The sequence below is a fragment of the Pseudomonas sp. B21-059 genome (assembly GCF_026016285.1).
In the GTDB taxonomy this organism is placed as follows: domain Bacteria; phylum Pseudomonadota; class Gammaproteobacteria; order Pseudomonadales; family Pseudomonadaceae; genus Aquipseudomonas; species Aquipseudomonas danubii.
The window spans coordinates 3,126,049-3,151,153 of record NZ_CP087201.1 but is presented as its reverse complement, the minus strand read 5'-3'; the positions used below and the strand labels follow the sequence as shown (position 1 = coordinate 3,151,153).

At 61.5% G+C, this 25,105-nt stretch carries 15 protein-coding genes and 1 pseudogene; 9 read left to right on the top strand and 7 right to left on the bottom strand.

Annotated features, from left to right (window positions below):
- Positions 1-446 precede the first annotated feature (446 nt).
- Together LOY69_RS14390 and LOY69_RS14385 are read right to left on the bottom strand one after the other, a co-directional pair.
- Complete coding sequence (locus LOY69_RS14390) at positions 447-1,196, bottom strand: hypothetical protein (RefSeq protein WP_265074800.1); 750 nt, start codon at positions 1,194-1,196, stop codon at positions 447-449.
- 121 nt (positions 1,197-1,317) lie between these two features.
- Positions 1,318-3,444 carry a TonB-dependent siderophore receptor gene (locus tag LOY69_RS14385; RefSeq protein ID WP_265074799.1) on the bottom strand — a complete coding sequence of 709 codons (2,127 nt, stop codon included), beginning with the start codon at positions 3,442-3,444 and terminating at the stop codon, positions 1,318-1,320.
- A 306-nt stretch (positions 3,445-3,750) separates the two neighbouring features.
- Here LOY69_RS14385 and LOY69_RS14380 point away from each other — a divergent pair, with 306 nt between their 5' ends.
- The 3 genes from LOY69_RS14380 (at position 3,751) to LOY69_RS14370 (ending at position 7,627) form a co-directional block, all read left to right on the top strand.
- Entirely contained in the window at positions 3,751-4,641 is an 891-nt protein-coding gene (locus LOY69_RS14380) for an amidohydrolase family protein (protein WP_265074798.1), read from the top strand.
- A 47-nt stretch (positions 4,642-4,688) separates the two neighbouring features.
- A complete protein-coding gene (locus tag LOY69_RS14375) occupies positions 4,689-5,918 on the top strand; it encodes an MFS transporter (protein WP_047304692.1) in 1,230 nt (409 codons plus the stop codon).
- A 98-nt stretch (positions 5,919-6,016) separates the two neighbouring features.
- Positions 6,017-7,627: an amidohydrolase family protein gene (locus LOY69_RS14370; RefSeq protein ID WP_102879584.1), complete on the top strand. Its 1,611-nt coding sequence runs from the start codon at positions 6,017-6,019 to the stop codon at positions 7,625-7,627.
- Here LOY69_RS14370 and LOY69_RS14365 read toward each other — a convergent pair.
- Positions 7,615-10,683: an FAD-binding and (Fe-S)-binding domain-containing protein gene (locus tag LOY69_RS14365; protein WP_265074797.1), complete on the bottom strand. Its 3,069-nt coding sequence runs from the start codon at positions 10,681-10,683 to the stop codon at positions 7,615-7,617. The genes LOY69_RS14370 and LOY69_RS14365 overlap by 13 nt on opposite strands.
- A 159-nt stretch (positions 10,684-10,842) precedes the next feature.
- Between LOY69_RS14365 and LOY69_RS14360 the strand changes: the two genes are divergently transcribed.
- Complete coding sequence (locus LOY69_RS14360) at positions 10,843-11,736, top strand: LysR substrate-binding domain-containing protein (RefSeq protein ID WP_265074796.1); 894 nt, start codon at positions 10,843-10,845, stop codon at positions 11,734-11,736.
- 209 nt (positions 11,737-11,945) lie between these two features.
- On the opposite strand, the gene LOY69_RS14355 is transcribed toward LOY69_RS14360, so the two are convergent.
- The 4 genes from LOY69_RS14355 to LOY69_RS14340 form a co-directional block, all read right to left on the bottom strand.
- A complete protein-coding gene (locus tag LOY69_RS14355; RefSeq protein WP_213666294.1) occupies positions 11,946-12,317 on the bottom strand; it encodes a DUF4156 domain-containing protein in 372 nt (123 codons plus the stop codon).
- Between the two features lie 210 nt (positions 12,318-12,527).
- On the bottom strand, positions 12,528-13,526 hold the full coding sequence (locus LOY69_RS14350; RefSeq protein ID WP_253084853.1) for a LacI family DNA-binding transcriptional regulator: 999 nt from the start codon (positions 13,524-13,526) through the stop codon (positions 12,528-12,530).
- Between the two features lie 101 nt (positions 13,527-13,627).
- Entirely contained in the window at positions 13,628-15,103 is a 1,476-nt protein-coding gene (locus LOY69_RS14345; protein ID WP_265074795.1) for a glycoside hydrolase family 32 protein, read from the bottom strand.
- A 13-nt stretch (positions 15,104-15,116) separates the two neighbouring features.
- Positions 15,117-16,406: an MFS transporter gene (locus LOY69_RS14340; protein WP_170002424.1), complete on the bottom strand. Its 1,290-nt coding sequence runs from the start codon at positions 16,404-16,406 to the stop codon at positions 15,117-15,119.
- 428 nt (positions 16,407-16,834) lie between these two features.
- Between LOY69_RS14340 and mexE the strand changes: the two genes are divergently transcribed.
- From mexE to LOY69_RS14315, 5 genes and pseudogenes are all read left to right on the top strand, one after another.
- Positions 16,835-18,082, top strand: coding sequence for a multidrug efflux RND transporter periplasmic adaptor subunit MexE (mexE, locus tag LOY69_RS14335; RefSeq protein WP_110595588.1), 1,248 nt, complete (start codon positions 16,835-16,837; stop codon positions 18,080-18,082).
- Positions 18,083-18,097: 15 nt separating this feature from the next.
- Positions 18,098-21,276, top strand: a pseudogene (locus LOY69_RS14330) (efflux RND transporter permease subunit).
- Complete coding sequence (locus tag LOY69_RS14325) at positions 21,273-22,694, top strand: efflux transporter outer membrane subunit (RefSeq protein ID WP_110651572.1); 1,422 nt, start codon at positions 21,273-21,275, stop codon at positions 22,692-22,694. The pseudogene LOY69_RS14330 and the gene LOY69_RS14325 overlap by 4 nt, the downstream one beginning before the upstream one ends.
- Positions 22,695-23,054: 360 nt before the next feature.
- On the top strand, positions 23,055-23,954 hold the full coding sequence (locus tag LOY69_RS14320) for a bestrophin family protein (protein WP_102865180.1): 900 nt from the start codon (positions 23,055-23,057) through the stop codon (positions 23,952-23,954).
- A gap of 74 nt (positions 23,955-24,028) precedes the next feature.
- Entirely contained in the window at positions 24,029-25,084 is a 1,056-nt protein-coding gene (locus tag LOY69_RS14315; protein WP_102879593.1) for a HEAT repeat domain-containing protein, read from the top strand.
- The last annotated feature ends 21 nt before the right edge of the window (positions 25,085-25,105 follow it).

Below are 25,105 nucleotides of genomic sequence, written 5' to 3'. Positions count from 1 at the left end.
ACTTTCACAAGAAAGATTAAATACTGACTTGAGGGAGTACACTGAAAGCCAGCCAAAGCCACGCTGGTGTTTATCTGGAATCGCCATTCGTGATCGCCCGTGTACGGCTTGTGAGTGGGGGCAAAATTGGGGGCACATTAATATTTTTCGAACTGAAACTACCGTGCTAGAGCCCTGTCAAAATGTTTTTTGGGGATCCGGATAGCCTTTGAGATCGACCAGTGTCGCCTTCAACATCCACCGATTATTGGATGAGTGTTGCAATACAAGGTAGTGGCGCCAGGGTTGTAGGCGCTGATGAAGAATTGACCCATCTGCCGAAAAACCGCTGACCCAAGCAGCCTTCAAGGCTAAGGCCGTCTGTGCGCGGTATCTACCTATCCAAGTTGGGGCAGTCTTGCCCTCAGCAGGTGGGGCAATTGCGCATCAATGCCAACACTCGGCCCTCATGCAGAGAAGGCGGCGAGCACATCGCTGGCAATCAGCTCTTTTCTGGCGTTGCACTGATCGTCGCCAGTCATGCGCCAGACATTCCAGCCGTTTTGCAACTGACGCTCACCGAACCGATTCATCACCGACTCCAGTGCGCTTTGCTTTTGCGCTGGCAAGGCATTCAGTTTTTCCTCACTGAACCCATTGAAGTCAAAAACATCCCTGATGTAGTGAGCATCGACTGAATTTCGAGTGGACGCTGCCCATTTGCCGACCTGGTTACGCCCCTCCCACATCAAAGGGTGTAACTCGTCCGGGGTGTAAAAGCCCAAGCCGAACCCGGTTCCGTAACCCTGGCTTTCCTGATAGGCATACAGATATTCAAAGAGCTCGGCAAAGTCCTCCAGGCGCCAGAACGATTCGATCAGTTGCTCGAGACTCATGACCTCGTCTGCGACGCTCAAGAGCAAGCCATTGTCGTGCAGGAAAACGGCACTGACATGACAGTTCATCGATTCGTCGCATTCATCCTTTGACCAGATTCGCTCGGAATAAAGCGTTACTCCTGCGGAATCGGGAGCCAGCAAGTTCTTTTCATGATTTTTCTCAGAGAACTTGACGACTTTCCCGGCATTGTTACCGAAGCGTTCAATGGCCACTCCCAACTGCCCAAACCATTCCCTTAAAGAGACGCTGACGGCAGGCAGTTGTGCCGAACCCTCCTTTTTCAGATGGGCGACAAGGAAATTGTACGGTCGACTCATTTCGAGGCTCTCTTGGTTTTGGAGTTGCTGTGTATCACCGGCACAAGGTCCCATTGCAAACAGGCAGGATTACCATCGTGTCAGCGGAACAAGCTCGGCCCGTGCCAGCAAAACACACCCACTACAAGGTGTAGGCAATGCCGACCTGCAGCGTTCGCGGAGCCCCCGGATAAGCATAAACGTTGCCGAACGCGCCCTCTTCATAATCACGGTCAAACAGGTTTTTCAGATCCAGATTCAGCCGCACCTTGTCATTGACCTTGTAGAAACCGAGCAAATCGACAACGGTGTAGCTGCCCATCGAAAACCCGGTATTGGCGGTTTGCCCGGCGCGCTCGTCGACGTACCTGAGTCCGCTCCCCAGGCCCAGGCCCTTGAGCATGCCGTCCTGGAACTCGTACATATTCAGCAGGCTGAAGCTGTTTTGCGGGATGTTCAGCAGCCGCGTGCCAGAGCGCAGCACGTTGTCCTTGGTGACTTCGGCATCGACATAGGCGTAGCCGCCGATCACGCGCCATTCGGGTGTCAGGTTGCCGGCAACGTTGACATCGAAACCACGGCTTCGCACTTCACCGGCGGCCACGCTGAAGGTCGAGTCAACAGGGTCGGTGGTCAAGACGTTGCGCTTTTCGATCTGATAGATCGCCGCGTCGACACTCAACTGCTGATCCAGTGCTTCCCACTTGAGACCCATTTCATAAGACTTGCCCTTCTCCGGCGCAAACCCGCCGCCGAGCCGGCTGGCGCCGGTGTTGGGTTTGAACGAGCGAGCGGTATCGGCGTAGAGCGCCAAGGTCTCGGTCAAGTCGTAGCTCACGCCAATGCGCGGTGTGACCGCGTTGTCACTGGCCTGCCAACTCTTGCCGCCGGGTACATAGGTTTCATAGTCATGTTCGAAGCGTTCGAAACGCGCCCCTGCCAGCACTTTCAGTTTGTCGGTCAGGGCCACTTGATCCTGCACGAACGCGGCATAAGTCTTGAGGTTTTCCTTGTCATGAGTCGGCGTGCGGGTCAGGGCCGGACGCGGCTGGCCGTACAGCGGATCGAAGAGGTCGATGGGGTACGCACCGACAGCACCACTGGAGCGTTGAATGATCGACTGGTAGTCGTAGTCTTCGTACTCGATACCGGTGAGCAAAGTGTGCTGCAAACCGGCGGTATCGAAATGGCCGGTCAGGTTGAGCTGGGCATCCCGGTCGGTCCACTCCAGCTTGCGATAGTTGAAATTGCGCCCCAAGGTGCGGCCGTCAGCGGCAATACCGTTGGCCTCGACCGCGTTGCCCTTGAGCGAACCTTCAAGCCACTGCACACCACCCCCCAGGGTCCAGTCGTCGTTGAGCAGGTGTTCGAAGCGCAGTTGCGCCATGTTGTTGTCGTTGTGCAGTTTGCCAACGTCTTTTTCACCGAAAAAACTGTCGCGAGAAGCGCTGCCAATCTGCTTCGCGTAACGGGTAACGCCTCGATCCAGAGGCGCGTTGTTACGCATGAAATCGCCTTCGAAAATCAGCCTGGTCGCGTCGCTTACCTGCCAGCTGAGCACCGGCGTGACACCGTAGCGCTCGGTGTCGACATGATCGCGGAAGGTGTCGCCCCCCTCGCCCACGACGTTCAGTCGATAGGCCAGGCGCCCGTCTTCGTCGAGCGGCCCGGAAGCGTCCAACGTGCCGCGCCTCATGCCCTGGTCGTTCAGTTGACTGCCCAGGGTGACCGTGCGCTCGGGCAACGGCTGTTTGGAAACCACGTTGAAAGTACCGCCAGGATCACCTCGGCCATAAAGCATGGTTGCCGGGCCGCGCAGCACTTCAAGGCGTTCAATGGTGTTGGCATCCGGCATGTTCGGATAGCCGCGATTGATGGGAAAACCGTTGCGGTAAAACTCGCCGGTAGTGAAGCCACGGACGGTAAACGTGGTCAGCCCCTGCCCACCAAAATTGTTCGCCCGCCCCACGCCCCCGGCGTAGTCCAGCGCGTCCTGCAAACGCGTGGCTCCAAGATCCTCCACCGCATCCTTGGCGACCACACTGATCGACTGCGGGGTTTCATGGATCGAGGTATCGGTCCGCGTGGCGCTGGCCGAGCGCGTTGCGCGATAACCCTGCACCGGACCATCTGCCCTTTCGTAAGTCGCGGTGCCGATGACATCGGCCGTGCCCAACTCAAGGGTTGAGGGCTTTACCTGCGCTTGTTCAGCCCATGAGGTAGACGACAACGCTTGCAGCACACAAATGGAAAGCAGGGTTCGGCGCATGGAGAGAAAAAACCTTTACGAATAGGCCAATACAAGGGGTGAAACCGCCAAAAAACTCCGGCGCATGCTATACAAAACCATTCGCAATTAATACAAATTCCCATTAGTACCCAAGACCGCTATTCCCCCCCTAGCCATCACCGAAGCGCGTCGCGCGAAATCCCCACCTGCATCCATTGACAAGGCCAGGGCAAAAATTCAACATGCCAGCACTTGTTGGACAACCTACAACCAACAACCAACAACCAACAAGTACCGCTCTGCAACCGCCAAGGCGTGCGAAGAGCTGTCGAGGAGATGAAATCCATGCCTCACCCCAAATCCGCCACAGCGTGGCCGCCCTCCTGTGCCGCCCCGAGAGAAACGATCCAAGCCCCGAGCTTCGTGCTGCCGACAGGTGCATGCGACACCCATGCGCATGTGATCAGTGCTGATTTTGAGCGCTATCCCCTGGTACCCGAGCGCAGTTACACCCCGCCTCCCGCACCTGAAGCGCTGTACCTGGACATGTTGCGGGCCACGGGGATGCAGCGCGGGGTTCTGGTGCAGCCGAGCGTCTACGGCACCGATAACCGCTACATGCTCGAGGTGTTGCAACGTCATCACGATCGACTGAGGGGCGTCGCGGTAGTCGACGAACGAATCGGCGATGACGAACTGGCGCACATGCACGCCTTGGGTGTGCGCGGAGTTCGCATCAACGTGCTGTTTCGCGGCGGCGTGAATCTGGACTTGATGGAGCGTCTTGCCCATCGAGTTGCCGACCTTGGCTGGCATCTGCAGTTTTTGATTGATGTCCGGCTGTTAAGCGAGCTGCAGGCACGGATAGCCAGGCTGCCCTGCCCCGTGGTGATCGATCACTTCGGACACTTCCCGGCCCGCCTGGGCGTCAAGGAGCCGGGGTTCGAGTTGCTGCTGAGAAACGTGGCGGAACACGGTTGGTGGGTCAAGTTGTCGGGCGCTTACCGCCTGAGTGAGCGGCATCCGGACTATGCCGACACGGATGCGCTGGCCCATGCCTTGCTGGGCGTCGCCCCCGAACGAATGGTTTGGGGCAGCGACTGGCCCCACGTAGCGCTCGAAAGCACGCCCGACACCGGTTCATTACTGGATCGCTTGCGCTCATGGGCGCCCGATGAGCGCCAACGACAGAGCATCCTGGTCGATAACCCCGCCGTTCTGTACGACTTCAAATAACAAAAACAATAACCCAGCGGCACTAAGGTGCTGCACGGAGAACAATAATGAGCTGGTTTAGCGAACTTAATACCGTTGAAAAACGCACCTTCTATTCCGCATTGGGTGGCTGGGCGCTGGACGCCCTGGACTTCATGGTGTTCACCTTCGTCATCGCCTCCTTGATGACCCTCTGGCACATCGACAAGGGATCAGTGGGACTGCTGAGCACCGTGACCTTGCTGTTTTCGTCCATTGGCGGATGGGGAGCGGGGATCCTGGCTGACCGCTACGGTCGGGTGCGGCTGCTGCAGATCAGCATTCTGTGGTTCTCGATCTGCACCGTACTGATCGGCTTCGCGCAAAACTTCGAACAGCTGTTTGTCCTTCGTGCGCTGCAAGGCCTCGGGTTCGGCGGCGAGTGGGCAGTGGGCTCGGTGCTGATCGGCGAAATGGTCCGAGCGGAACATCGCGGCAAGGCCGTGGGTATCGTGCAGAGCGGATGGGCCATTGGCTGGGGCGCGGCCGCGCTGCTCTACACAGTGGCCTTCAGCTACCTTCCCGAAGACCTTGCCTGGCGCTCGCTGTTCTGGATCGGCATCGCACCTGCACTCCTGGTGCTCTACATTCGTAAATACGTGCCAGAACCCGAGGTGTTCCTGCAGAGCAAAAAGCACCAGAGCGAAACAGGCAACAGGGTGGCCTTCTGGCACATCTTCTCCCCCTCGCTGCTGCGCACCACCCTGTTGTCCGCGCTGCTGTGCATGGGGGTACAAGGTGGCTACTACGCGATCACCACATGGTTGCCGGCCTATCTGAAGCTGGAGAAGGGCCTGTCAGTCTTCGGCACCGGCAGCTACCTGCTGGTGGTCATCCTGGGGTCATTCTTCGGCTATGTCTGCGGTGCCTACCTGTCTGACAGGCTGGGGCGCCGCGCCAACTTCATCCTCTTCGCCGTCCTGTCGGCCATCAGCGTGATCTGCTACATGCAACTGAACCTGACCAATACCCAGATGCTGATTCTCGGTTTTCCCTTGGGGTTCGCCGCATCCGGTATCTACAGCGGCATGGGGGCCTTTCTGACGGAGCTTTATCCTTCGGCAGTGAGGGCCAACGGCCAGGCGTTCTCCTATAACTTCGGGCGCGCGGTGGGCGCACTGTTCCCGGGACTCGTCGGTTTCATCAGTGCCCAATACAGCCTGGGCACCGCGATTGCGATGTTCGCCGGAGGTGCCTACTGCCTGGTCCTGGTGGTGACCTGCTTCCTCCCGGAAACCAGGGGCAAGCAATTGCACTGAACCAGACATCATTTGTTAGAGTAACGCCCGCGTATCGTTCGTTACGCGGGCGTTCTACGTTTCAAGCTTTTGAAACCGACATTCGATGACTGAGAAAAATGACTATAAAAGCAATTGGCCGACGTGATCACTTCTCGGTTGAGATCTTTCGTTATCTGGAAAGTGAAATACGTGAAGGTCGACTCCGTCCCGGTGATCGCATCCCCACCGAAAGCCGCTTAGCCGAAGCCTTCGCCGTTAGCCGAAATGTCGTGCGTGAAGCCGTGGCGCGGCTCAGTTCGGCTGGCCTCGTCATCAGTCGCCAAGGGCTTGGGGTGTTTGTTGCCACCGAAGCCAACCAGAGCAGCTTCCGCATCACTCAAGAGGAACTGACCGACAGCACCAAGCTGCGCCAGCTCTACGAACTGCGCCTGGACCTCGAAGTCGCCGCAGCCGCCATGGCCGCCCGACGTCGCTCACTCAATCAGTTGAACAAGATCGCAGCGGCGCTGGACACCCTGCGCGACGGCCTGCAAAACCCTCAGGACATGCTGGAGCACAGCCTGCAGTTCAAGCGCGCCATTGCCGACGCCACAGGCAATGACTACTTTCGCAACTTCATCATCTTTCTCTGCAGCCACGTCTACGAAGCGGCCTTGCTGGAAAACCGCCTGGTGCGTTCGAGCGACCTCGGCGAAACCCTGCTGGCCGAACATCAGGCGATCTTTGACGCGATCAAGCTCGGCGACCCCGACCTCGCCAGGCGCGCCACCTGGCAACAGATCATCAACTCCGCCGAGCGCAATGGGTTGCGGGGATTGCAAGGCTGGGAAATCACTCGCATGAGTTCGCTGGGCGAAACCTACGCCCCGCAATGCGCAGGCCCGGATCCCGAGCCGCGCAAACTGCAACGCACCTTGCCGGATGGGGCATGCGACTGCCACTTCCACGTCTTTGGTGACGAGCATGGGCAACCGTTCTCCCCTCACCGTTCCTACACGCCGCCCCCCGCTCCCCTGGAGGCCTTTGAGCACGTCCAGAAAACCCTGGGATTGAGTCGCGCAGTCATCGTCCAACCCAGTGTCTACGGGGCGGACAACAGCACCACCCTGGCGGCGCTGAAGCAAGGGGGCAGCGCATTGCGCGGGGTTGTGGTGATCGATACCGACACCGATAGCCAAACCCTGCAGGCGATGCATCGCCTCGGGGTTCGCGGCGTGCGCGTCAACCTGATCTTTAAAAGTGGCGTCGAGGTATCGGATGTTGCGGCCCTGGCGGAAAAAGTCGCACCCCTTGGCTGGCACCTTCAGTTGCTGATCGATATCACCGAATTCGCCGACTTGTACGAAACCGTGGCCAGCCTGCCGGTGCCAGTCGTCATCGACCACATGGGGCACATGCCCACCAGTTGCGGGCTGAACCACCCGGGATTCACCGACCTGCTGCGCCTGCTGCAAGAAGGCCGGGTGTGGGTCAAGCTGTCCGGCGCCTATCGCTTTACCGCGTCGAAGGACTTTCCTTATGACGACGTAACACCCTACGCCCGGGCGTTGATCGAGGCCAATCCGAACCGGCTGCTGTGGGCAAGCGATTGGCCACATCCGTGCATACCGGTGCCGATGCCCAACGACGCCAGCCTGCTGGAGATGCTGTTCGACTGGGTTGAAAACGATGATGCGCTGATCAAGCAGATCCTGGTGGACAACCCAGCACAGCTCTACGGCTTCTGAAGACGCCCGGCTTGGTCGGCGCCGCGCATCAGCTTCAGCAGGGCCTGGAGCGGGTGCTGGACGGTCTGTCCGTCCTTGCGCTTGACCTGGCTGCGGCACGAGTAGCCATCCGCCAGCAGGCGCCCGGCCCCATTGAGACGGGCCACCAAGGGGCCCCAGGACTGGCGGTAAATGACCTCCGAGGTCCCGGCGTTCTGGGTTTCGTGGCCATAGGTTCCGGACATCCCACAGCAGCCGCTGGCTTGCACCTGCAACTTCAGGCCGACTCGCGCAAAAATCGTCTGCCACAGCGCCACGCTGCCCGGCTCGTTGGTTTTCTCGGTGCAGTGCGGCACAAAGTGGTAAGTCTCCTGGTCCGCGCACAGCGCTGACGGCGCCAGTACCTGGGCCAGCCATTCCTGCGGCAGCAGCACGCTCGGGGCCTGATCCTGACCCAGGGTCTTGGCGTACTCCTGCCGATAAACCAGGGTCATCGCCGGATCAAGACCCACCAATGGAATCTGATATCGGTGCAGCTGGCGCAGCGATCGGCCGTTGCAATGCGCAGCCTTTTCGAAGGCTCTCAAAAAGCCCTGGACCTGCAGCGGCTTGCCATTGGCCGCGAACGGCGCGATGTACACCTCAAACCCCAGCCTGGAAATCAGTTCGATCCAATCGGCCAGCAGCGGTGTTTCGAAGTAACGGGTAAAGGCGTCCTGCACGAGAATCACGCTGCGAGCCCGTTGCGCCTCGTCCATCCCCTCAAGCAGCGCAGGCGACGCCACGCGCACGTTCCACCGCCGGCACACCTCATCAAAATCCAGCAGGCTCAGCAGCGGACTGTCGATCATTCCGGCCACCCGCCGCAGAAACGCCCCCACCATCCGCGAGCCGATGATCCCGTTGTAAAAGCGCGGCACGCGGGCGAAGTGGGGAATGGTGTACTCAAGGGAACCGATGAGGTAATCCTTCAACGGGCGCAGATAGCGACTGTGGTACAGCTGCAAAAACCGCGAGCGAAAGTCCGGCACATTGACTTTCACCGGGCACTGCCCCGCACAGGACTTGCAGGCGAGGCACCCGGCCATCGCCTCGTAGACCTCGTGGGAAAAGTCTTTCTGGCCCAGCTTCCGTGCAAGCGTATTGAGCGCACGCCTGGGCAGGCCGAGCAGCGCGGACCTGGACGAGAGAGCCACTTCCAGCACATCGACACCTTGCTGGCCCTGCAAGCGCAGCCACTCACGCACCAGCGACGCGCGCCCCTTGGGCGAGTGCAGTCTATTGCGGGTGCCTTTCCAGGACGGACACATGGCGTCATCGGGGTCGAAGTTGTAGCAGGCGCCGTTGCCGTTGCAATGCACCGCGGCGTCGTAGTGCGACCAGACCCGCTCATCGATGGTGCGATCAAGCTCGCCCCGCAACCGGACCTCGTCCACCCGGGTCAACCGGGCGTCGGGCAGCGTCTTGGGCGTGGCGATCTTGCCCGGATTGAGTTGGTTGTTCGGGTCAAAAGCCGCCTTGAGCTCCTGCAGGGCCGGATAGAGTTCGCCGAAGTAGTCGGGCACGTACTGCGACCGCAAGCCTTTGCCATGCTCGCCCCAGAGCAAGCCGCCGTGCTTGTGCGTGAGCTCGGCGACGGCGTCGGAAATGGGCCGGATCAGGGCCGCCTGAGCGGGGTCTTTCATGTCCAGGATCGGCCGCACATGCAGGACCCCGGCGTCCACGTGACCGAACATGCCATATTCCAGGCCATGGCTATCGAGCAGCTCGCGGAACTGCGCAATGAAATCAGCCAGGTGCTCGGGAGGAACGGCGGTATCTTCGACGAACGGCTGGGGCCGGGCGGAGCCTTTGACATTGCCCAGCAACCCCACGGCCCGCTTGCGCATCGCGTAGACCCGCTGCACGGCCTGGGCGCCGACGGCCAGGGTGTGCCCCAATCGCACCACGCGGGTGTCACGCTGCAGGTGCAGGACAAATTCATCCACGCGTTGCAGCAAGGCCGCCTCGTCGTCGCCGCTGAACTCAACCAGGTTGATGCCCAGGGTCGGCACCTCGAGGTCTTGGGGAAAGTACTCGGCGACGCCGTGCCAGACGATGTCGTTCATCGCCAGCCCGAGGACCTTGGAGTCCACCGTCTCGATGGACAGCGGCTTGAGCTGCATCAACGCCTTGGCGTCGCGCAACGCATCCATGAAGCCTGCATACCGCACGTTGACCAGGATCGAGTACTGGGGGACAGGCAGCACATTGAGCGTGGCTTCCACGATGAAACCCAGCGAGCCTTCGGATCCGCACAGGACACTGTTGAGATTGAGTCGCTCGTTGGGCTCCTGCAGATGCGCCAGGTCGTACCCCGTCAGGCAACGGTTCAGCTTGGGAAAGGTGTGTTCGATCAGCTCGGCATATTGCTCCACGATCTGCGATGCACAGCGATGGATCGCGCCAACCTTGTCTTCGCGACGGGCCTGTGCCTGCCACTGGTCAGGGTCCAGGGGCACACTGTCGAGCCGCTCGCCACCGATGAGAATGGTCGACAGCGCCAGGACATGATCACGGGTCTTGCCATAGGTGCAGCTGCCCTGGCCGCTTGCGTCGGTGTTGATCATGCCGCCGATGGTGGCCCGGTTCGACGTCGACAGCTCGGGCGCAAAAAACAGTCCATGGGGTTTCAACGCCGCGTTGAGCTGGTCTTTGACCACGCCGCTTTGCACCCGCACCCAGCGCTCCTCGACGTTGATCTCAAGGATGCCGTTCATGTGGCGCGACAAGTCGACCACGATCCCGCTGGTCAACGATTGACCATTGGTGCCGGTTCCTCCGCCCCGCGGCGTGAGTACCACCGAGCTGAATGGCGCCAGCGCCACGAGGCGGGCCAACAGCTGAACATCTTGCACATTGCGCGGAAACACCGCGGCTTGCGGCAGGCGCTGATAGATCGAGTTGTCGGTCGCCAGCACGGTCCTGAGCCCATGATCGCGAGCGATTTCTCCCTGGAAACCTTCCTGTTCCAGGCGAGCCAGGAACAACTCGCAGGCTGGGTTTTTGACTTCATGGGGAGACAACCGGGCAATCATGCTGGAATTCCTACTGGCGATACCGCTAATCTGAGCATTCTCGTTATGTATGCTTACCCCCCGACAGCTGCTGCATGGCAAGGGGCGCACCCACGATTTTGTGGGGCCAAGACGTTTCACACAAACGTAAAACCTGCAGCTTTTGCATGAGCTTTATGAATGAACCCACGCCGACTGACCCCTTCAATGTCCCTGCTGGTCGCTTTCGAGGCCGCCGCCCGCCATTGCAGCTTCACCAAAGCCGCGGACGAACTGGCCCTGACCCAAAGCGCGGTCAGCCGGCAAGTGCAGGCCCTGGAATCGCAGCTGGAGATCTCGCTGTTCAAGCGCGAGGGCAGAAAAATCGAACTCACCGCCGCCGGCGCCCTGTACCAGCATGAACTCAGCGCCGCATTGGGGCGCATTCGCAGCGCCACCCTGCAGACCATTGCCTTCAAGGAAGAAGATGGCCCGTTGAACCTGGCGGTGCTTCCGACGTTCGGCTCAAAATGGCTGCTGCCAAAAATGCATGAGTTCTATGCCCGTCATCCCAGGAACCTGGTGCATATCCATTCAAGGATCATTCACGCCGACAACCCCTCCAGCGTGGGCGACATGCAGGCCATCATCTGTGCGGGGAAAGGGGACTGGCCGGGCTACGTGTCGCACCTGCTGCTGCGAGAAAAACTGATCGTCATCGCCAGCCCCAAGGCCCTGGCAGGCAACCCCGAGCTATCGCTGGACGAGCTCCCCCATCATTTGCTGCTCAATGTGGTGTCTCGCCCCAACGGCTGGTCTGATTGGTTCGACTTCAACAACCTGGATCACCAGAAAATGCGCACGGGCCCCAGCTTCGAGCTCACCGCCCACCTGATCCAGGCGGTGGCCGCAGGCATAGGTATCGGGCTGGTTCCCGATATCCTGGTGCAGGAGGAAATCGAGTCTGGAGCCGTGGTCAAGCTGTTCGGCCCCATGGAAAGCGGTCGCAACTATTACCTGACCTGCGCCGCGCGCTACCAGCACTTTCCGGCGTTCAAGACCTTCAGCGCCTGGTTGCTGTCCCTCCCCTCCTGAGGCGCCCGCTGCAAGCATCATCCTGCTGCGGGCTCGGCAGCAGAAATGGCCGAGCGCTCCGTTCAACACATCACCAGCGCATGATCATTGGCAGCAGCGGACGCAGATCCCGGCGCTGACCGCTCCCGAACCGATGCCGACATCCATAGCGCTGACAGCTCGGCCATTGACGGGGAAAGATGTTCAGCGCTCAGCGGCAGGCCGCCGGCTCAGGACTCGGGACAGCGATAGACATTGCCCGAAAGCGTCACGTTGGTTTGCTCCAGGCGATTGTCCGAACCGGTCTGCCCTGCGCGCTGAGTGAGCAGGTAAACCCGGTTGCCCCCCAGCGCCGCGGCCTTGTTTTTCAGGTCGTTGCGGGCGCCGGTTTCGAGATTGGCGTTACCCGTGATACTGCCCAATAAAAAGTCGCCCTGACTGCCGGTGACATCACCAAGAAACTGGCATTCACGTCCCGGTTCGTTGTGGGTGATGCGCACATTGTTGGCCCCGAGTCCGGCTATTGATGTGGGCGCGCAACCTGCCAGGACAAACAACGCGGTACACAGACCGATCCCCGTGAGCCTATGAGAGAGATACATCCGGATGATTCCTTTCGTGCATTTGGAGCGATACCCCGAGCGGAGAATCCTTCGGGGCGGTAGAGCGCGCAGTATCAAACTTTGCTGAAGCCGGAGTTGTATTAATCAGTGAATCTGCAGTCAAAAAATGTAAAGGCCGGCCGACGATTCGCCAGCACCAGGATCATGAGCACCCGCCGGGTGCGCGCATTGTCCTGTCAGCCATGCCGTTCAGCAGGATTCGCGTTCTACCAGCGGGCACGCAACCCTGTGAATCGTCGGCTGTTCCCAGCGCTCAATGAGGTACTGAGCAGAACGCCGCCCCATTTCGTAATACGGCAACTGCACGGTACTGAGCGGCGGGTAGAACAGCTCGGCAACACCGATCATGTTGTCGTACCCCAGAACCGCCACGTCCTGCGGAATACGCAGACCGCGACTTAGCAAGTACTGGTAAGCCAGCAAAGCGATGCGGTCGTTACCACAGATAAGAAGATCGAACGCTGGCGCTCCTTGCGACGCTTGCAATTGCGTCTCCAGCGCGGCGATCGTTTCCTGATAGGCGTCATCCTGGGACAGACTGTATTGAGGAACATCGGCCACGGATATTCCAGCCTCAGTGAGGGCTCGACACAATCCAAGCTGGCGCTGCTCCCAGGCCAGGCTGGCTTGTGGCAGGTTGATGCACAACGGACTGCGGTAGCCACGCTTGAGCGCATGCCGCACAGCCTGATACTGGCCGTCGGCATCGTCAGGCACATAACAGGCCACCCCGGACTCCAGGCTCATGCAATTGCTCAGCACCAGCGGCAGGCTGCGCAACGCCGGGGGGATCTCGATGGTCCGCAACTGCATGGCGCTGAAGATGATTCCGTCAGGCTGGTGGGACAGCATCAGGTCGATGGTCTGCTGGCTCGGCGGCACTTCGAACACGTTGAGGATGAAGACATTCCAGCCGTGTTCCCGGGCGGTGCGCTCCATGGACAGGAGCATTTCCACGGCGAAGGGCGTGGTGGCGGTATCCAGCGCGAAGACGCCAATGGTTTTGCTACGGGAAGCGCCGCCGCGGATCTGTCGGGCAGAAAGACTGGGGACATAACCCAGGGTCTCAACCGCTTGCAGGACTTTCGCCAGGGTTTCCTGATTGACTTTTTCCGGGGTATTGAGCGCCCTGGACACCGTCATCAAGGAAACCCCTGCGAGATGCGCGACATCTTTAACTGAGGCCATTCGCAGGTGCCAATGCTTGTATGGCCGGGCATCATGTCATGCTTGGCAAAAGCATGACAACACATCGCCAGACGTCGCGCGCCCATGGCCGATCACCAGGGTCAGAGGCGCAGATCGGCCAGGTGCCAGACCGACGCATCGCCAAACCCAGCGCTGCCATTGACCGCAAACGCCATGACCGCCTGGCTGTCAGGACGAGGATAGATCCGGCTGCTCAAGCTATAAGCGCCGTCATCGACAAACACCTCGATAGACGAACGATCAAGGAAAATCCGCAGGTCTATCCGCGTTTGTCCCTTGGCTATCGGCACGCTGCGCGCACCGCTCACCCCCACTCCCGAGTGTTGCCTGTCCAGCACCAGGCGGCGCGCCATCGCATCGAAATACACCAGGGTCCGCTCTTGCTGATCCTCACTGCAACGCAGCGCCAGCCCAAAGCGCTCAGCAGTGCTGCCAGCCAGGTCCAGGGACAGTTCGAACTCCAGTAACGTCCCTCGCTCATCGAGCAGGCAATTGCCGGATTCGACCACGCCGATCGCCAGTGTCCGTTGCGACTGGCGTAGCGCCTTCAGCTCGCGGGCCGGCCGCATGCGCAGGCGCTCGCCATTACGGCTCAGCTCACGAGGCAGCGACAGCGCACCACACCAGTGCTGCGCCTGACTCGGCATCGGGCTCTCCCACATGTCCATCCAGGCCCACAACAGGCGGCGTCCGTCCGGCGCCAGCAGGGTCTGCGCCGCATAAAAATCGTGACCATGATCCAGTTCACGCGGCTCACCGCACTCGCTGAAGTATCCACGGTCGTCCAGCAGGCCCATCCGATAGCTGTTCTGGAACTTGTTCCAGTTGTCATAACCGCTGGGCTTCAGGCCTTGAGGCGAATAGAGAAACACATCGTTGCCATCGAGTTCGAACAGGTCCGGACACTCCCACATGTAGCCGTCCGACTCGCGTCGCCCCTGCAGCGCGCACCTGAGGTACTTCCAGTGATGCAGATCGTCGGAGCGATAGAGCAGGAGCAGCGGGTCGTCGCCTTGGCGAGCGCCCAGGGCCATCCACCACTGCCCTGCTCGCCGCCACACCTTGGGATCGCGAAAATGCATGATGCTCGGCTCAGGCGCCGTATCGATCACCGCCCCGTGCTTGCTGAACGAAACGCCATCGATGCTGCTGGCCAGGCACTGGACCTGACGAATGTGCCGCTCGTCACCCGGCGCACCCAGCCAGGTATGCCCGGTGTAGATCAGGTACAGCCTGTCGTCCGCGACCACCGCAGATCCTGAAAAGCAGCCATCGCGGTCATCGGCGTCGCCAGGCGCCAGCGCGATGGGCAGATGCTCCCAGTGCACCAGGTCGCGGCTCTTGGCATGCCCCCAGTGCATCGGCCCCCACTTAGCCGAATAGGGATGATGTTGGTAGAACACATGGTATTCACCGCGAAAAAACACCAGGCCGTTCGGGTCATTCATCCATCCTGCCGGCGGCGCAAGGTGATAGGCCAGGCGATAGTCATCCTCCCGCTCGGGCAGCTTTTTTTCGATAGCGCGATGCGCTTGCTCTAACAGTGCAGCGTGCATGGCCGGTTCCTGTCTAGGGTTCATAACGAAGGGCAGATTGAGCGATGGCAGGCAGCTCCGGCGAATCGCCAGACCGGTCTTGAGCGGCGCCGCGCACGGGGTCCTTGCGCAACAAGGTCCATGACAGCAACAGGCAAACGCCGACCAGGCCTGCCATCAGCACGTAGACGCTGGAGAAACCGAAATGGTCGTAGCCGTAGCCCACCAGCGGCGATAGCAGCATGGCGGTCAATTGCTGGGCGAACTGGAATCCCACCAGGTAGATCGAGGCGGACAGCCGAGAGTCGAAGTTCAGCGAAATGTATTTGAATATCGAGACCAGCAAGATGGGCACTTCCAAGGCGTGCAACATCTTGCAGGCGGCGATAGCCCAGGCCTGCGTTGCCATCCCGGAGCCAAGGATGCGTACAAACATGATGCTGCCGGCCAGGATCAGCCCGTATTTGGCGCCTGTACGGCTGACCACCCAGGGTGCAAACAGCATCAAGACTGCCTCGACCAGCACCTGAGACGAGTTCAGGTAGCCATAGGCGCGGGTGCCCTCCTCCGGGGTCGGGAAAAACGAGGAGAAATACACCGGAAACTGTTGCTCGTAGATCATGTAGATCCCGCACACCCCCGTCAGGTAGAGGCTGAAAGCCCAGAATCGCGGGAGTGTCAGCAACTTCCAGAGATCGTTCAGGCGCACGGGGTGGGCAATGGTGCCCGCCTGGGCAGCCGGCTGGTTCAAACGGTCAAGGTCCAGGCGGGACAGGATCAGCAGGAACACGACGCCGGCGGCGCTGCTCATGTAAAAAGCAATGTCAGGATCAATGTTGAACACCACGCCGACCACACCGGTCGCGCTGGCCCAGCCCAACGATCCCCACATTCGGGTGGTTCCAAACTCGAACCCCGCATGACGTGACAAACGCTCGGTGTAGGACTCGATTACCCCCACGCCTGCCAGCATCGCCAGCGCCAGAAACGCCGCACCGACCAAGGCGCCGAGCACCACGTTCTGCGCCAACAGGCCGGCGTAGACATAAATGGCAAACGGGGCCGCAGCGCAGAGCAAGATGCCAATCCATACCAACAGCTTTTTGGACAGCCCGAGGCGGTCTTGAAGAGCGCCGTAGAAGGGCTGAACCAGCAACGCCGCAATGGCGTTGGCGGCGAAAATGAACCCGGTTTCCGTGCCATTCAAGCCAATGACTCGATGCAGCCAGATAGAGAACAGCGAATAGCTGGATGACCACGAAAAGAAGAAGAAAAACAATAAACCACTGATAAGCCAGTACTCGCGTTTGGCGGCAAGCTGCATGTGACGACCCTCTTGTTCTTATCTAGGTTAACGTTAACATTGCGACATATTACGCGTCTTCAAACCCTTCGCTGTCAAGTGGAGTCATCTGCAAAAAGCGCTCAACACGCCCCGCATGACCCGCAGAAGGTCCCTGCGCGACAGGCGCCTGCGAGCCGTTCAAACAATCTCTGCAATGCCCGAATACAAAGACATGAGGGCCTGTTCGCCGACAGCTGCCCCCAGCCCCAACGGGCAATGTTGCGTATGCGGCAACAATCAATTGCATACCAGGGGATTGATAGCACCCTAACGAAAGGTGCAGGCTAGAGGGCTCGCTTGGGGCTTATATCATTCCGAATGATAGTTACCTTCGCTTCATTCGATTCGTGAGATACCACCCTGCCGAGCATCATCCGCCCATCTCAAATTACCTTGGCGGATGAACCATGGACCAGTCAGTCAAACTCTTGCGTTACCCCTTAGCCGCCCTCGCCGTTCTGGTCATGAGTGCCTGCGGCAAAGCCCCGGAAACCGCCTCCGCCCCGCCCGCTGCCAAGGTCAGTGTGGCCAAGGTGCTGGAGCAGCCGGTCAACGAATGGGATGAGTTCACCGGACGCCTGGAAGCCCCGGAAACCGTGGAAATCCGGCCACGGGTCTCGGGCCAGATCGACCAAGTGGCGTTCACCGAAGGCGCTCTGGTGAAGAAAGGCGACCTGCTGTTCCAGATCGACCCGCGCCCCTTCCAGGCTGAAGTCCGCCGCCTCGAAGCCCAGCTGCAACAAGCCCGGGCCACCGCTACCCGCAGCGCCAACGAAGCCCAACGCGGCCAGCGCCTGCTGACCAGCAACGCGATTTCCGCCGAGCTGGCCGACACCCGCAGCAGCGCCGCCCAGGAAGCCCGGGCCGGAGTCGATGCGATCCAGGCTCAACTGGACCTGGCCAAGCTCAACCTGAGCTTTACCCGGGTGGTGGCCCCCATCAGCGGTCGCGTCAGCCGCGCACAGATCACCGCCGGCAACCTGGTGACCGCCGATGTCACCCCGCTCACCAGCCTGGTGTCCACCGACAAGGTCTACGCCTACTTCGACGCCGACGAACGTGTGTACCTCAAGTACACCCAGCTCGCCCGCCAGGGTCAGCGCGGCCAGACCACCCCGGTGTACCTGGGCCTGTCCAATGAAGAAGGCCACCCGCACCTGGGCCAGATGAACTTCGTCGACAACCAGGTCAACCCCAAGACCGGCACCATCCGCGGCCGCGCCGTGTTCGACAACCGTGACGGCAGCTACACCCCGGGCCTGTATGCGCGCCTGAAACTGGTGGGCAGCGGCACCTACTCGGCGATGCTGATCAATGACGAAGCCGTGGGCACCGACCTGGGCAAGAAGTTCGTGCTGGTGATGGACGCCGACAACAAGCCGGCCTACCGCGCCGTGGAACTGGGGCCGAAGATCGAGGGCCTGCGCATCGTGCGCAACGGGCTGAGCAAGGACGACACCATCATCGTCAAGGGCTTGCAGCGGGCACGTCCCGGTGCCCCGGTCACGCCTGAAGTGATCCCCATGGCCAGCCAGGAAACCCTCGCCGCCCTGGCCCAACAACGCCAAGCACTGGAAGCCAGCAACCTGCCGCAGGTCACCCCTGCCAAGGCGGCTCCGGCTGTGAAACTCGCCGCTGCGACACCGCGCGGTTAAGGGACGACTCTCAAGATGAATTTTTCCCAGTTCTTCATTTCAAGGCCGATCTTCGCCGCGGTGCTGTCGCTGCTGATCCTGATCGCCGGCGCCATCTCGCTGTTCCAGCTGCCCATCAGCGAATACCCGGAAGTGGTGCCGCCCACCGTGGTGGTGCGCGCCAACTTCCCGGGGGCCAACCCGAAAGTCATCGGTGAAACCGTGGCCGCGCCACTGGAACAAGCCATCACCGGGGTCGAGAACATGCTCTACATGTCCTCGCAATCCACCGCCGACGGCAAGATCACCCTGACCATCACCTTCGCCCTGGGCACCGACCTGGACAACGCCCAGGTGCAGGTGCAGAACCGTGTGACCCGCACCCAGCCCAAGCTGCCGGAAGAAGTGACGCGCATCGGTATCACCGTGGACAAGGCCTCTCCGGACCTGACCATGGTGGTCCACCTGACCTCGCCGGACAAACGCTACGACATGCTCTACCTGTCCAACTACGCCCTGCTCAACATCAAGGATGAGCTGGCGCGCCTGGGCGGCGTGGGGGATGTACAGCTGTTCGGCATGGGCGACTACTCGCTGCGGGTCTGGCTCGATCCGAACAAGACCGCTTCGCGCAACCTGACCGCCACCGACGTGGTCACCGCGATCCGTGAACAGAACCGTCAGGTCGCCGCCGGTGCCCTGGGCGCACCGCCTGCGCCCAGCGCCACCAGCTTCCAGCTGTCGGTCAACACCCAGGGCCGACTGGTCACCGAGGAAGAGTTCGAGAACATCATCATTCGCTCAGGCGAAGACGGTGAGATCACTCGCCTGAAAGACATCGCCCGCATCGAACTGGGGTCGAGCCAGTACGCCCTGCGTTCGCTGCTCAACAACCAGCCGGCGGTGGCGATCCCGATCTTCCAGCGTCCGGGCTCCAACGCCATCGAGATCTCCAACGAAGTGCGGGCCAAGATGGCCGAACTCAAGCAGAGCTTCCCGCAGGGCATGGACTTCAGCATCGTCTACGACCCGACCATCTTCGTCCGCGGCTCCATCGAAGCGGTGGTGCACACCCTGTTCGAAGCGCTGATCCTGGTGGTGCTGGTGGTGATCCTGTTCCTGCAGACCTGGCGCGCCTCGATCATCCCGCTGGTGGCCGTGCCGGTGTCGCTGATCGGCACTTTCGCGGTGATGCACCTGTTCGGCTTCTCCCTCAATGCCCTGTCGCTGTTCGGCCTGGTACTGGCCATCGGTATCGTGGTGGACGACGCCATCGTGGTGGTGGAGAACGTCGAACGGAACATCGGCCTGGGGCTGAACCCGGTGGAGGCCACCCAGCGCGCCATGCGCGAAGTGACCGGCCCGATCATCGCCACCGCCCTGGTGCTGTGCGCAGTGTTCGTACCGGCGGCCTTCATCAGTGGCCTGACCGGGCAGTTCTACAAGCAGTTCGCCTTGACCATCGCGATTTCCACGGTGATCTCGGCCTTCAACTCCCTGACCCTGTCGCCGGCCCTGGCCGCGGTACTACTCAAGGAACACCATGCACCCAAGGACCGCTTCTCGAAGATCCTCGACAAGCTGCTGGGGGCTGGCTGTTCAAGCCGTTCAACCGCTTCTTCGATCGTGCCAGCCATGGTTACGTCGGCACGGTGCGCCGGGTCATCCGCGGCAGCGGCATCGCCCTGTTCCTCTATGCCGGCCTGATGGTGCTGACCTGGTTCGGCTTCGCCCACACCCCGACCGGTTTCGTGCCGGCCCAGGACAAGCAGTACCTGGTGGCCTTCGCCCAACTGCCGGACGCGGCGAGCCTGGACCGCACCGAAGACGTGATCAAGCGCATGTCCGACATCGCCCTCAAGCAACCCGGCGTGGAAAGCGCGGTGGCCTTCCCCGGCCTGTCGATCAACGGCTTCACCAACAGCCCGAACAACGGCATCGTCTTCGTCACCTTGAAGCCCTTCGATGAGCGCAAGGACCCGAGCATGTCCGCCGGTGCCATCGCCGGTGCCCTGAACGGCAAGTACGCCGATATCCAGGACGCCTACATGGCGATCTTCCCACCGCCGCCGGTACAGGGCCTGGGGACCATTGGTGGCTTCCGCCTGCAAGTGGAAGACCGCAGCGGGCTGGGTTACGACGAGCTGTATAAAGAAGTGCAGAACGTCATCACCAAGAGCCGCAGCGTGCCGGAACTGGCTGGACTGTTCACCAGCTACCAGGTCAACGTGCCTCAGGTGGACGCGGCCATCGACCGGGAAAAGGCCAAGACCCACGGCGTGGCGATTTCCGACATCTTCGACACCCTGCAGATCTACCTGGGTTCGCTGTATGCCAACGACTTCAACCGCTTTGGCCGCACCTATCAGGTCAACGTCCAGGCCGAGCAGCAGTTCCGTCTCGAACCCGAACAGATCGGCCAACTGAAAGTGCGCAACAACAAGGGCGAGATGATCCCCCTGGCGACCTTCATCAAGGTCAGCGACACCGCCGGTCCCGACCGCGTGATGCACTACAACGGCTTCGTTACCGCGGAAATCAACGGCGCGGCCGCCCCGGGCTACAGCTCCGGGCAGGCAGAAGCGGCGATCGAGAAACTGCTCAAGGAAGAACTGCCCAACGGCATGACCTACGAATGGACCGAGCTGACCTACCAGCAGATCCTGGCCGGTAACACCGCCCTGTTCGTCTTCCCGCTCTGCGTGCTGCTGGCCTTCCTGGTACTGGCCGCGCAATACGAGAGCTGGAGCCTGCCGCTGGCGGTGATCCTGATCGTGCCGATGACCCTGCTGTCGGCGATTACCGGGGTGATCATCTCCGGTGGCGACAACAACATCTTCACCCAGATCGGCCTGATCGTACTGGTGGGCCTGGCCTGCAAGAACGCGATCCTGATCGTCGAGTTCGCCAAGGACAAGCAAGAGGAAGGCCTCGATCCGCTGGCGGCGGTACTGGAAGCCTGCCGCCTGCGTCTGCGGCCGATCCTGATGACCTCCTTCGCCTTCATCATGGGCGTGGTGCCCCTGGTGATCTCCAGCGGCGCCGGTGCGGAAATGCGTCACGCCATGGGCGTCGCAGTGTTCTCCGGGATGCTCGGGGTGACCTTCTTCGGCCTGCTGCTGACCCCAGTGTTCTATGTCCTGATCCGCAATTATGTGGAGCGCAGCGAGGCCCGCAAAGCCGCCCGCGCCCTGCAACTGGAGACGCAACAATGAGTGCCAAAGTCTTCCTGCCGAGCCTGCTGGTGCTGGCCCTCGGTGCCTGCGCCGTCGGTCCGGACTACCAAAGCCCAACCACCGAGGCGGCGCACATCAGCGCCGCCACCGATGGCGCCGCGGGCCAGAAGAACTTCGACCGCGCACGCTTCGAAGGCATCTGGTGGCAGCAGTTCGATGACCCGACCCTGAACCAGCTGGTGAGCAAATCCTTGCAGGGCAACCGTGAACTGCGGGTGGCCTTCGCCCGCCTGCGGGCCGCCCGGGCAATTCGCGATGACGCCAGCAATGACGCCATGCCCACCATCACCAGCCGCGCCAGCAGCGACCAAGCCAAGGGGCAGATTCCGGGACAGACCACCAAGCGGGTCAAGAGCGAGCGCTACGACCTGGGCCTGGACATGGCCTGGGAGCTGGACCTGTTTGGCCGCATCCAGCGCAACCTGGAAGCCACCGACGCCGACCAGCAAGCCGCCGAGGCCGACCTCTACCAGCTGCAAGTGACGATGATCGCCGAGCTGGTGGACGCCTACGGCCAACTGCGCGGCGCACAGCTGCGGGAAAAGATCGCCCTGGCCAACCTGGACAACCAGCAGGCCTCGCGCAAGATCACCGAAAGCCTGCGCGACGCCGGGGTCGGCGACCAGCTCGATGTGGTCCGCGCCGATGCCCGCCTGGCCTCGGTGGAAGCCAGCGTGCCGCAGCTGCAGGCCGAGCAGACCCGCCAGCGCAACCGCATCGCCACCCTGCTGGGTGAGCGTCCGGATCAGCTCAGCGTCGACCTCTCGCCGGCGCAGCTGCCGGCGATTGCCAAGGCCCTGCCGATTGGCGACCCGGGCGAGCTGCTGCAACGTCGTCCCGATATCCTCAGCGCCGAACGCCAGCTGGCGGCGGCCACCGCACGGATTGGCGTGGCCAAGGCCGACCTGTTTCCACGGGTCAGCCTCAGCGGTTTCCTCGGCTTCACCGCCGGACGCGGTTCACAGATCGGCTCCTCGGCGGCCAGTGCCTGGGCCCTGGGCCCAAGCATCACCTGGGCGGCCTTTGACCTGGGCAGCGTGCGGGCCCGCCTGCGGGGTGCCGACGCCAATGCCGACGGCGCCCTGGCCAGCTACGAGCAGCAAGTGCTGCTGGCCCTGGAAGAATCGGAAAACGCCTTCAGCGATTACGGCAAGCGCCAGCAACGGCTGATCTCCTTGATCCGCCAGAGCGAATCCAGCCGTGCCGCCGCGGACCTGGCCGAGATCCGCTACCGCGAAGGCACCGTGGACTTCCTGGTGCTGCTGGACGCCCAGCGTGAACGGCTGGCGGCCGAAGATGCCCAGGCCCAGGCCGAAGTCGACCTGTACCGCGGCATTGTCGCCATCTACAAGGCCCTGGGCGGTGGCTGGCAGCCGGAGACGGTGGCCAGCCAGTAAGGATTTGCAACGAGCTCCTTTGGTTGGCCGCAACCAACCAATGTTTTGCCCCGTGCATCATTCGGTCGCGGGGCTTTTTTTTGCCACGACATCGCCAAGCAAGGTCCTGCGGACCTTTTCGCAGCCTCGCCGCAGGCTCGACAGCGGCTACACAGCTCCCTGTAGCCGCTGCCGCAGGCTGCGAACGGCCCGAAGGGACGCCAGGATCGCAAGGCCGCTCAAGGCTCCGCGGGCAATCGTCAGGCAAGGGCCGGCGGCCGATAGAGACAATCGATCATTCGGTCGATCATTGCGATTGGACAGCCCTACGGCGCGCTCCTACTCTTCACTCGCCGCGTAATCGCCCTGGCCTCAGCCCTCATGATCGTCCGCCCCAAGCCCAACCTGATCAGCATCCTCTTTGCCCTCAAGGGCTCGATCGCCAAGCGCATTGCCTTGCGCTGCGTGCTGATCACCCTGCTGGCGTCGGTCATCGTCCTGGTGGAAACCCTGCAGCCCACCTATTTCTCCAAGGTCAATGCCACGCCCTTCACCCTGCTGGGCCTGTCGCTGTCGATCTTCATGAGTTTTCGCAACAACGCTTGCTACGACCGCTGGTGGGAAGGCCGCAAGCAGTTGGGGCAGTTGATCATCGAGGTTCGTTCGCTGATCCGCGAAAGCCTGATCATCGACGCTCATCCCCAGCGCGAGGGCCTGCTGCGCGACCTCTGCGGCTTCGCCCACAGCCTGATTGCCCGTCTGCGCCATGAAGACGAAGCCCGCGCCCTGCAACCCTGGGCCCAGGCCGACATCGACCCGCAGCACCCCAACCTCACCGATGCCCAGTTGCAACGCATCGGCCAGCGCTGCTCGCAGTGGGCGCAACAGGGGCTGATCAGCGAATGGCGCTACACCCAGATGGAAACCCGCCTGGTCAGCCTGAGCCAGGTCCAGGCCGCCTGCGAACGCATCCAGAACACCCCGCTGCCCTTCCCCTACACCTTGCTGCTGCACCGCACCATCTACCTGTTCTGCATCCTCCTGCCCTTTGCCATGGCCGAGCCCCTGGGCTGGCTGACACCGATCTTCACCGCCATCGTCAGCTACACCTTCCTGGGCCTCGATGAAATCGGCAACGACCTCGAAGACCCCTTTGGCTACGACGACAATGATCTGCCGTGCAACGCTCTATTGCGCGGCCTGGAGCGTGAAGTCCTGGCCGCACTGGGGCACCGGGACCTGCCGCCACCACTGCAACCCCAGGAATACGTACTGACCTGAACCCGGGTTTGACTCAGGCCCATTCCTGACCGAAGCTTGCGCCTTCCAAAAGTCGCCAGCTTCCGGATTCCTGCATGCCCCTGCCCCGTCGCTACCTGCTGATCAGCCTGTTGCTCGTTATCGCCCTGGCCCTGGCCTGGACCTTTCTGCGCAGCAGCCCGCCAGCGGTTCCCGAGGCGATCAAGCATGGCTACGGCCCGGCCCTGGAGAAAGCCCGTAACGGCCAGCCGGGCGCAGCACGGGTGCTGTACCAACAACTGGCGCGCCCCGACCTCAATGATCAGCAGCGCACCCGCCTGCTGGCGGTATTGCCCAACTACCCCAGCCCCCAGGCCCTGAAGCTGGCGGACGCCGACCTCTATCACCCCTCGCCCGAGGTGCGCAAAGCCGCGATCAAGAGCGTGCTGGGTCTGGTTCCCAGTGGCCAGCGCAGCCTGCTGCTCGGCCCCTTGCTCGACGATCACGAGCAAAGCGTGCGCTTTGCCGCGGTAGACGCCCTGCTCGGCCTGAGCCCGGATGACCAGGGCCTGTACTTCGGCCCGCTGCAGCAGGTGATCGACGAATACACCCAGGTGCTCAAGACCCGGGGTGACGACGTCGAGGCCCAATACCAACTGGCCCGCCTGTACCTGCACAACGCCAACCTGAGCAAGGCCCAGCAGACCCTGGAACAGGCCCTGCGCCTGGCCCCGGACAACCTGCAAGCGGTGGTGCTGCAGATCGAAGTGCTGGACAAGCAAGGCCAGAGCGACGCCGCCCGCCAGTTGCTGGCCAAGCAACTGCAGGCCCAGCAAGACTCCGCCTACCTGCAACATGCCCTGGGGCTCTGGCTGCTGCACCACGGCCAAGGCGAATTCGCCCTGCTGGGCCTGTCGCGGGCGGTGGAACTGGAACCCAACAACGCCGCCTACCGCTACGACCTGGCCACCACCCTGCACAGCCAGCAGGAGCTGGAGGCGGCGCAGAAGCAACTGGAGGAAATCGTCCAGCGCCAGCCTTACAACCGCAAGGCGCGGGTGCTGCTGATCAACTATTGGAAAGAGAGCGGCCAGTTGCAGAACGTCCAGGTGTTGCTGGCCCAGCTGGAACAGCAGAACCCCGACGACCCGGCCCTGCAGCAGGGCCTGTAGCCGCTGCCGAGCCCGCGAGGC

Excerpts from the sequence above, each read along its gene's own strand:
- LOY69_RS14345 (WP_265074795.1), bottom strand. The coding sequence starts at position 15,103 with ATGCACGCTGCACTGTTAGAGCAAGCGCATCGCGCTATCGAAAAAAAG.
- LOY69_RS14385 (WP_265074799.1), bottom strand. The coding sequence starts at position 3,444 with ATGCGCCGAACCCTGCTTTCCATTTGTGTGCTGCAAGCGTTGTCGTCT.
- LOY69_RS14360 (WP_265074796.1), top strand. The coding sequence starts at position 10,843 with ATGAACCCACGCCGACTGACCCCTTCAATGTCCCTGCTGGTCGCTTTC.
- LOY69_RS14365 (WP_265074797.1), bottom strand. The coding sequence starts at position 10,683 with ATGATTGCCCGGTTGTCTCCCCATGAAGTCAAAAACCCAGCCTGCGAG.
- LOY69_RS14380 (WP_265074798.1), top strand. The coding sequence starts at position 3,751 with ATGCCTCACCCCAAATCCGCCACAGCGTGGCCGCCCTCCTGTGCCGCC.
- LOY69_RS14340 (WP_170002424.1), bottom strand. The coding sequence starts at position 16,406 with ATGCAGCTTGCCGCCAAACGCGAGTACTGGCTTATCAGTGGTTTATTG.
- LOY69_RS14390 (WP_265074800.1), bottom strand. The coding sequence starts at position 1,196 with ATGAGTCGACCGTACAATTTCCTTGTCGCCCATCTGAAAAAGGAGGGT.
- mexE (WP_110595588.1), top strand. The coding sequence starts at position 16,835 with ATGGACCAGTCAGTCAAACTCTTGCGTTACCCCTTAGCCGCCCTCGCC.
- LOY69_RS14355 (WP_213666294.1), bottom strand. The coding sequence starts at position 12,317 with ATGTATCTCTCTCATAGGCTCACGGGGATCGGTCTGTGTACCGCGTTG.
- LOY69_RS14350 (WP_253084853.1), bottom strand. The coding sequence starts at position 13,526 with ATGGCCTCAGTTAAAGATGTCGCGCATCTCGCAGGGGTTTCCTTGATG.
- LOY69_RS14325 (WP_110651572.1), top strand. The coding sequence starts at position 21,273 with ATGAGTGCCAAAGTCTTCCTGCCGAGCCTGCTGGTGCTGGCCCTCGGT.
- LOY69_RS14320 (WP_102865180.1), top strand. The coding sequence starts at position 23,055 with ATGATCGTCCGCCCCAAGCCCAACCTGATCAGCATCCTCTTTGCCCTC.
- LOY69_RS14315 (WP_102879593.1), top strand. The coding sequence starts at position 24,029 with ATGCCCCTGCCCCGTCGCTACCTGCTGATCAGCCTGTTGCTCGTTATC.
- LOY69_RS14370 (WP_102879584.1), top strand. The coding sequence starts at position 6,017 with ATGACTATAAAAGCAATTGGCCGACGTGATCACTTCTCGGTTGAGATC.
- LOY69_RS14375 (WP_047304692.1), top strand. The coding sequence starts at position 4,689 with ATGAGCTGGTTTAGCGAACTTAATACCGTTGAAAAACGCACCTTCTAT.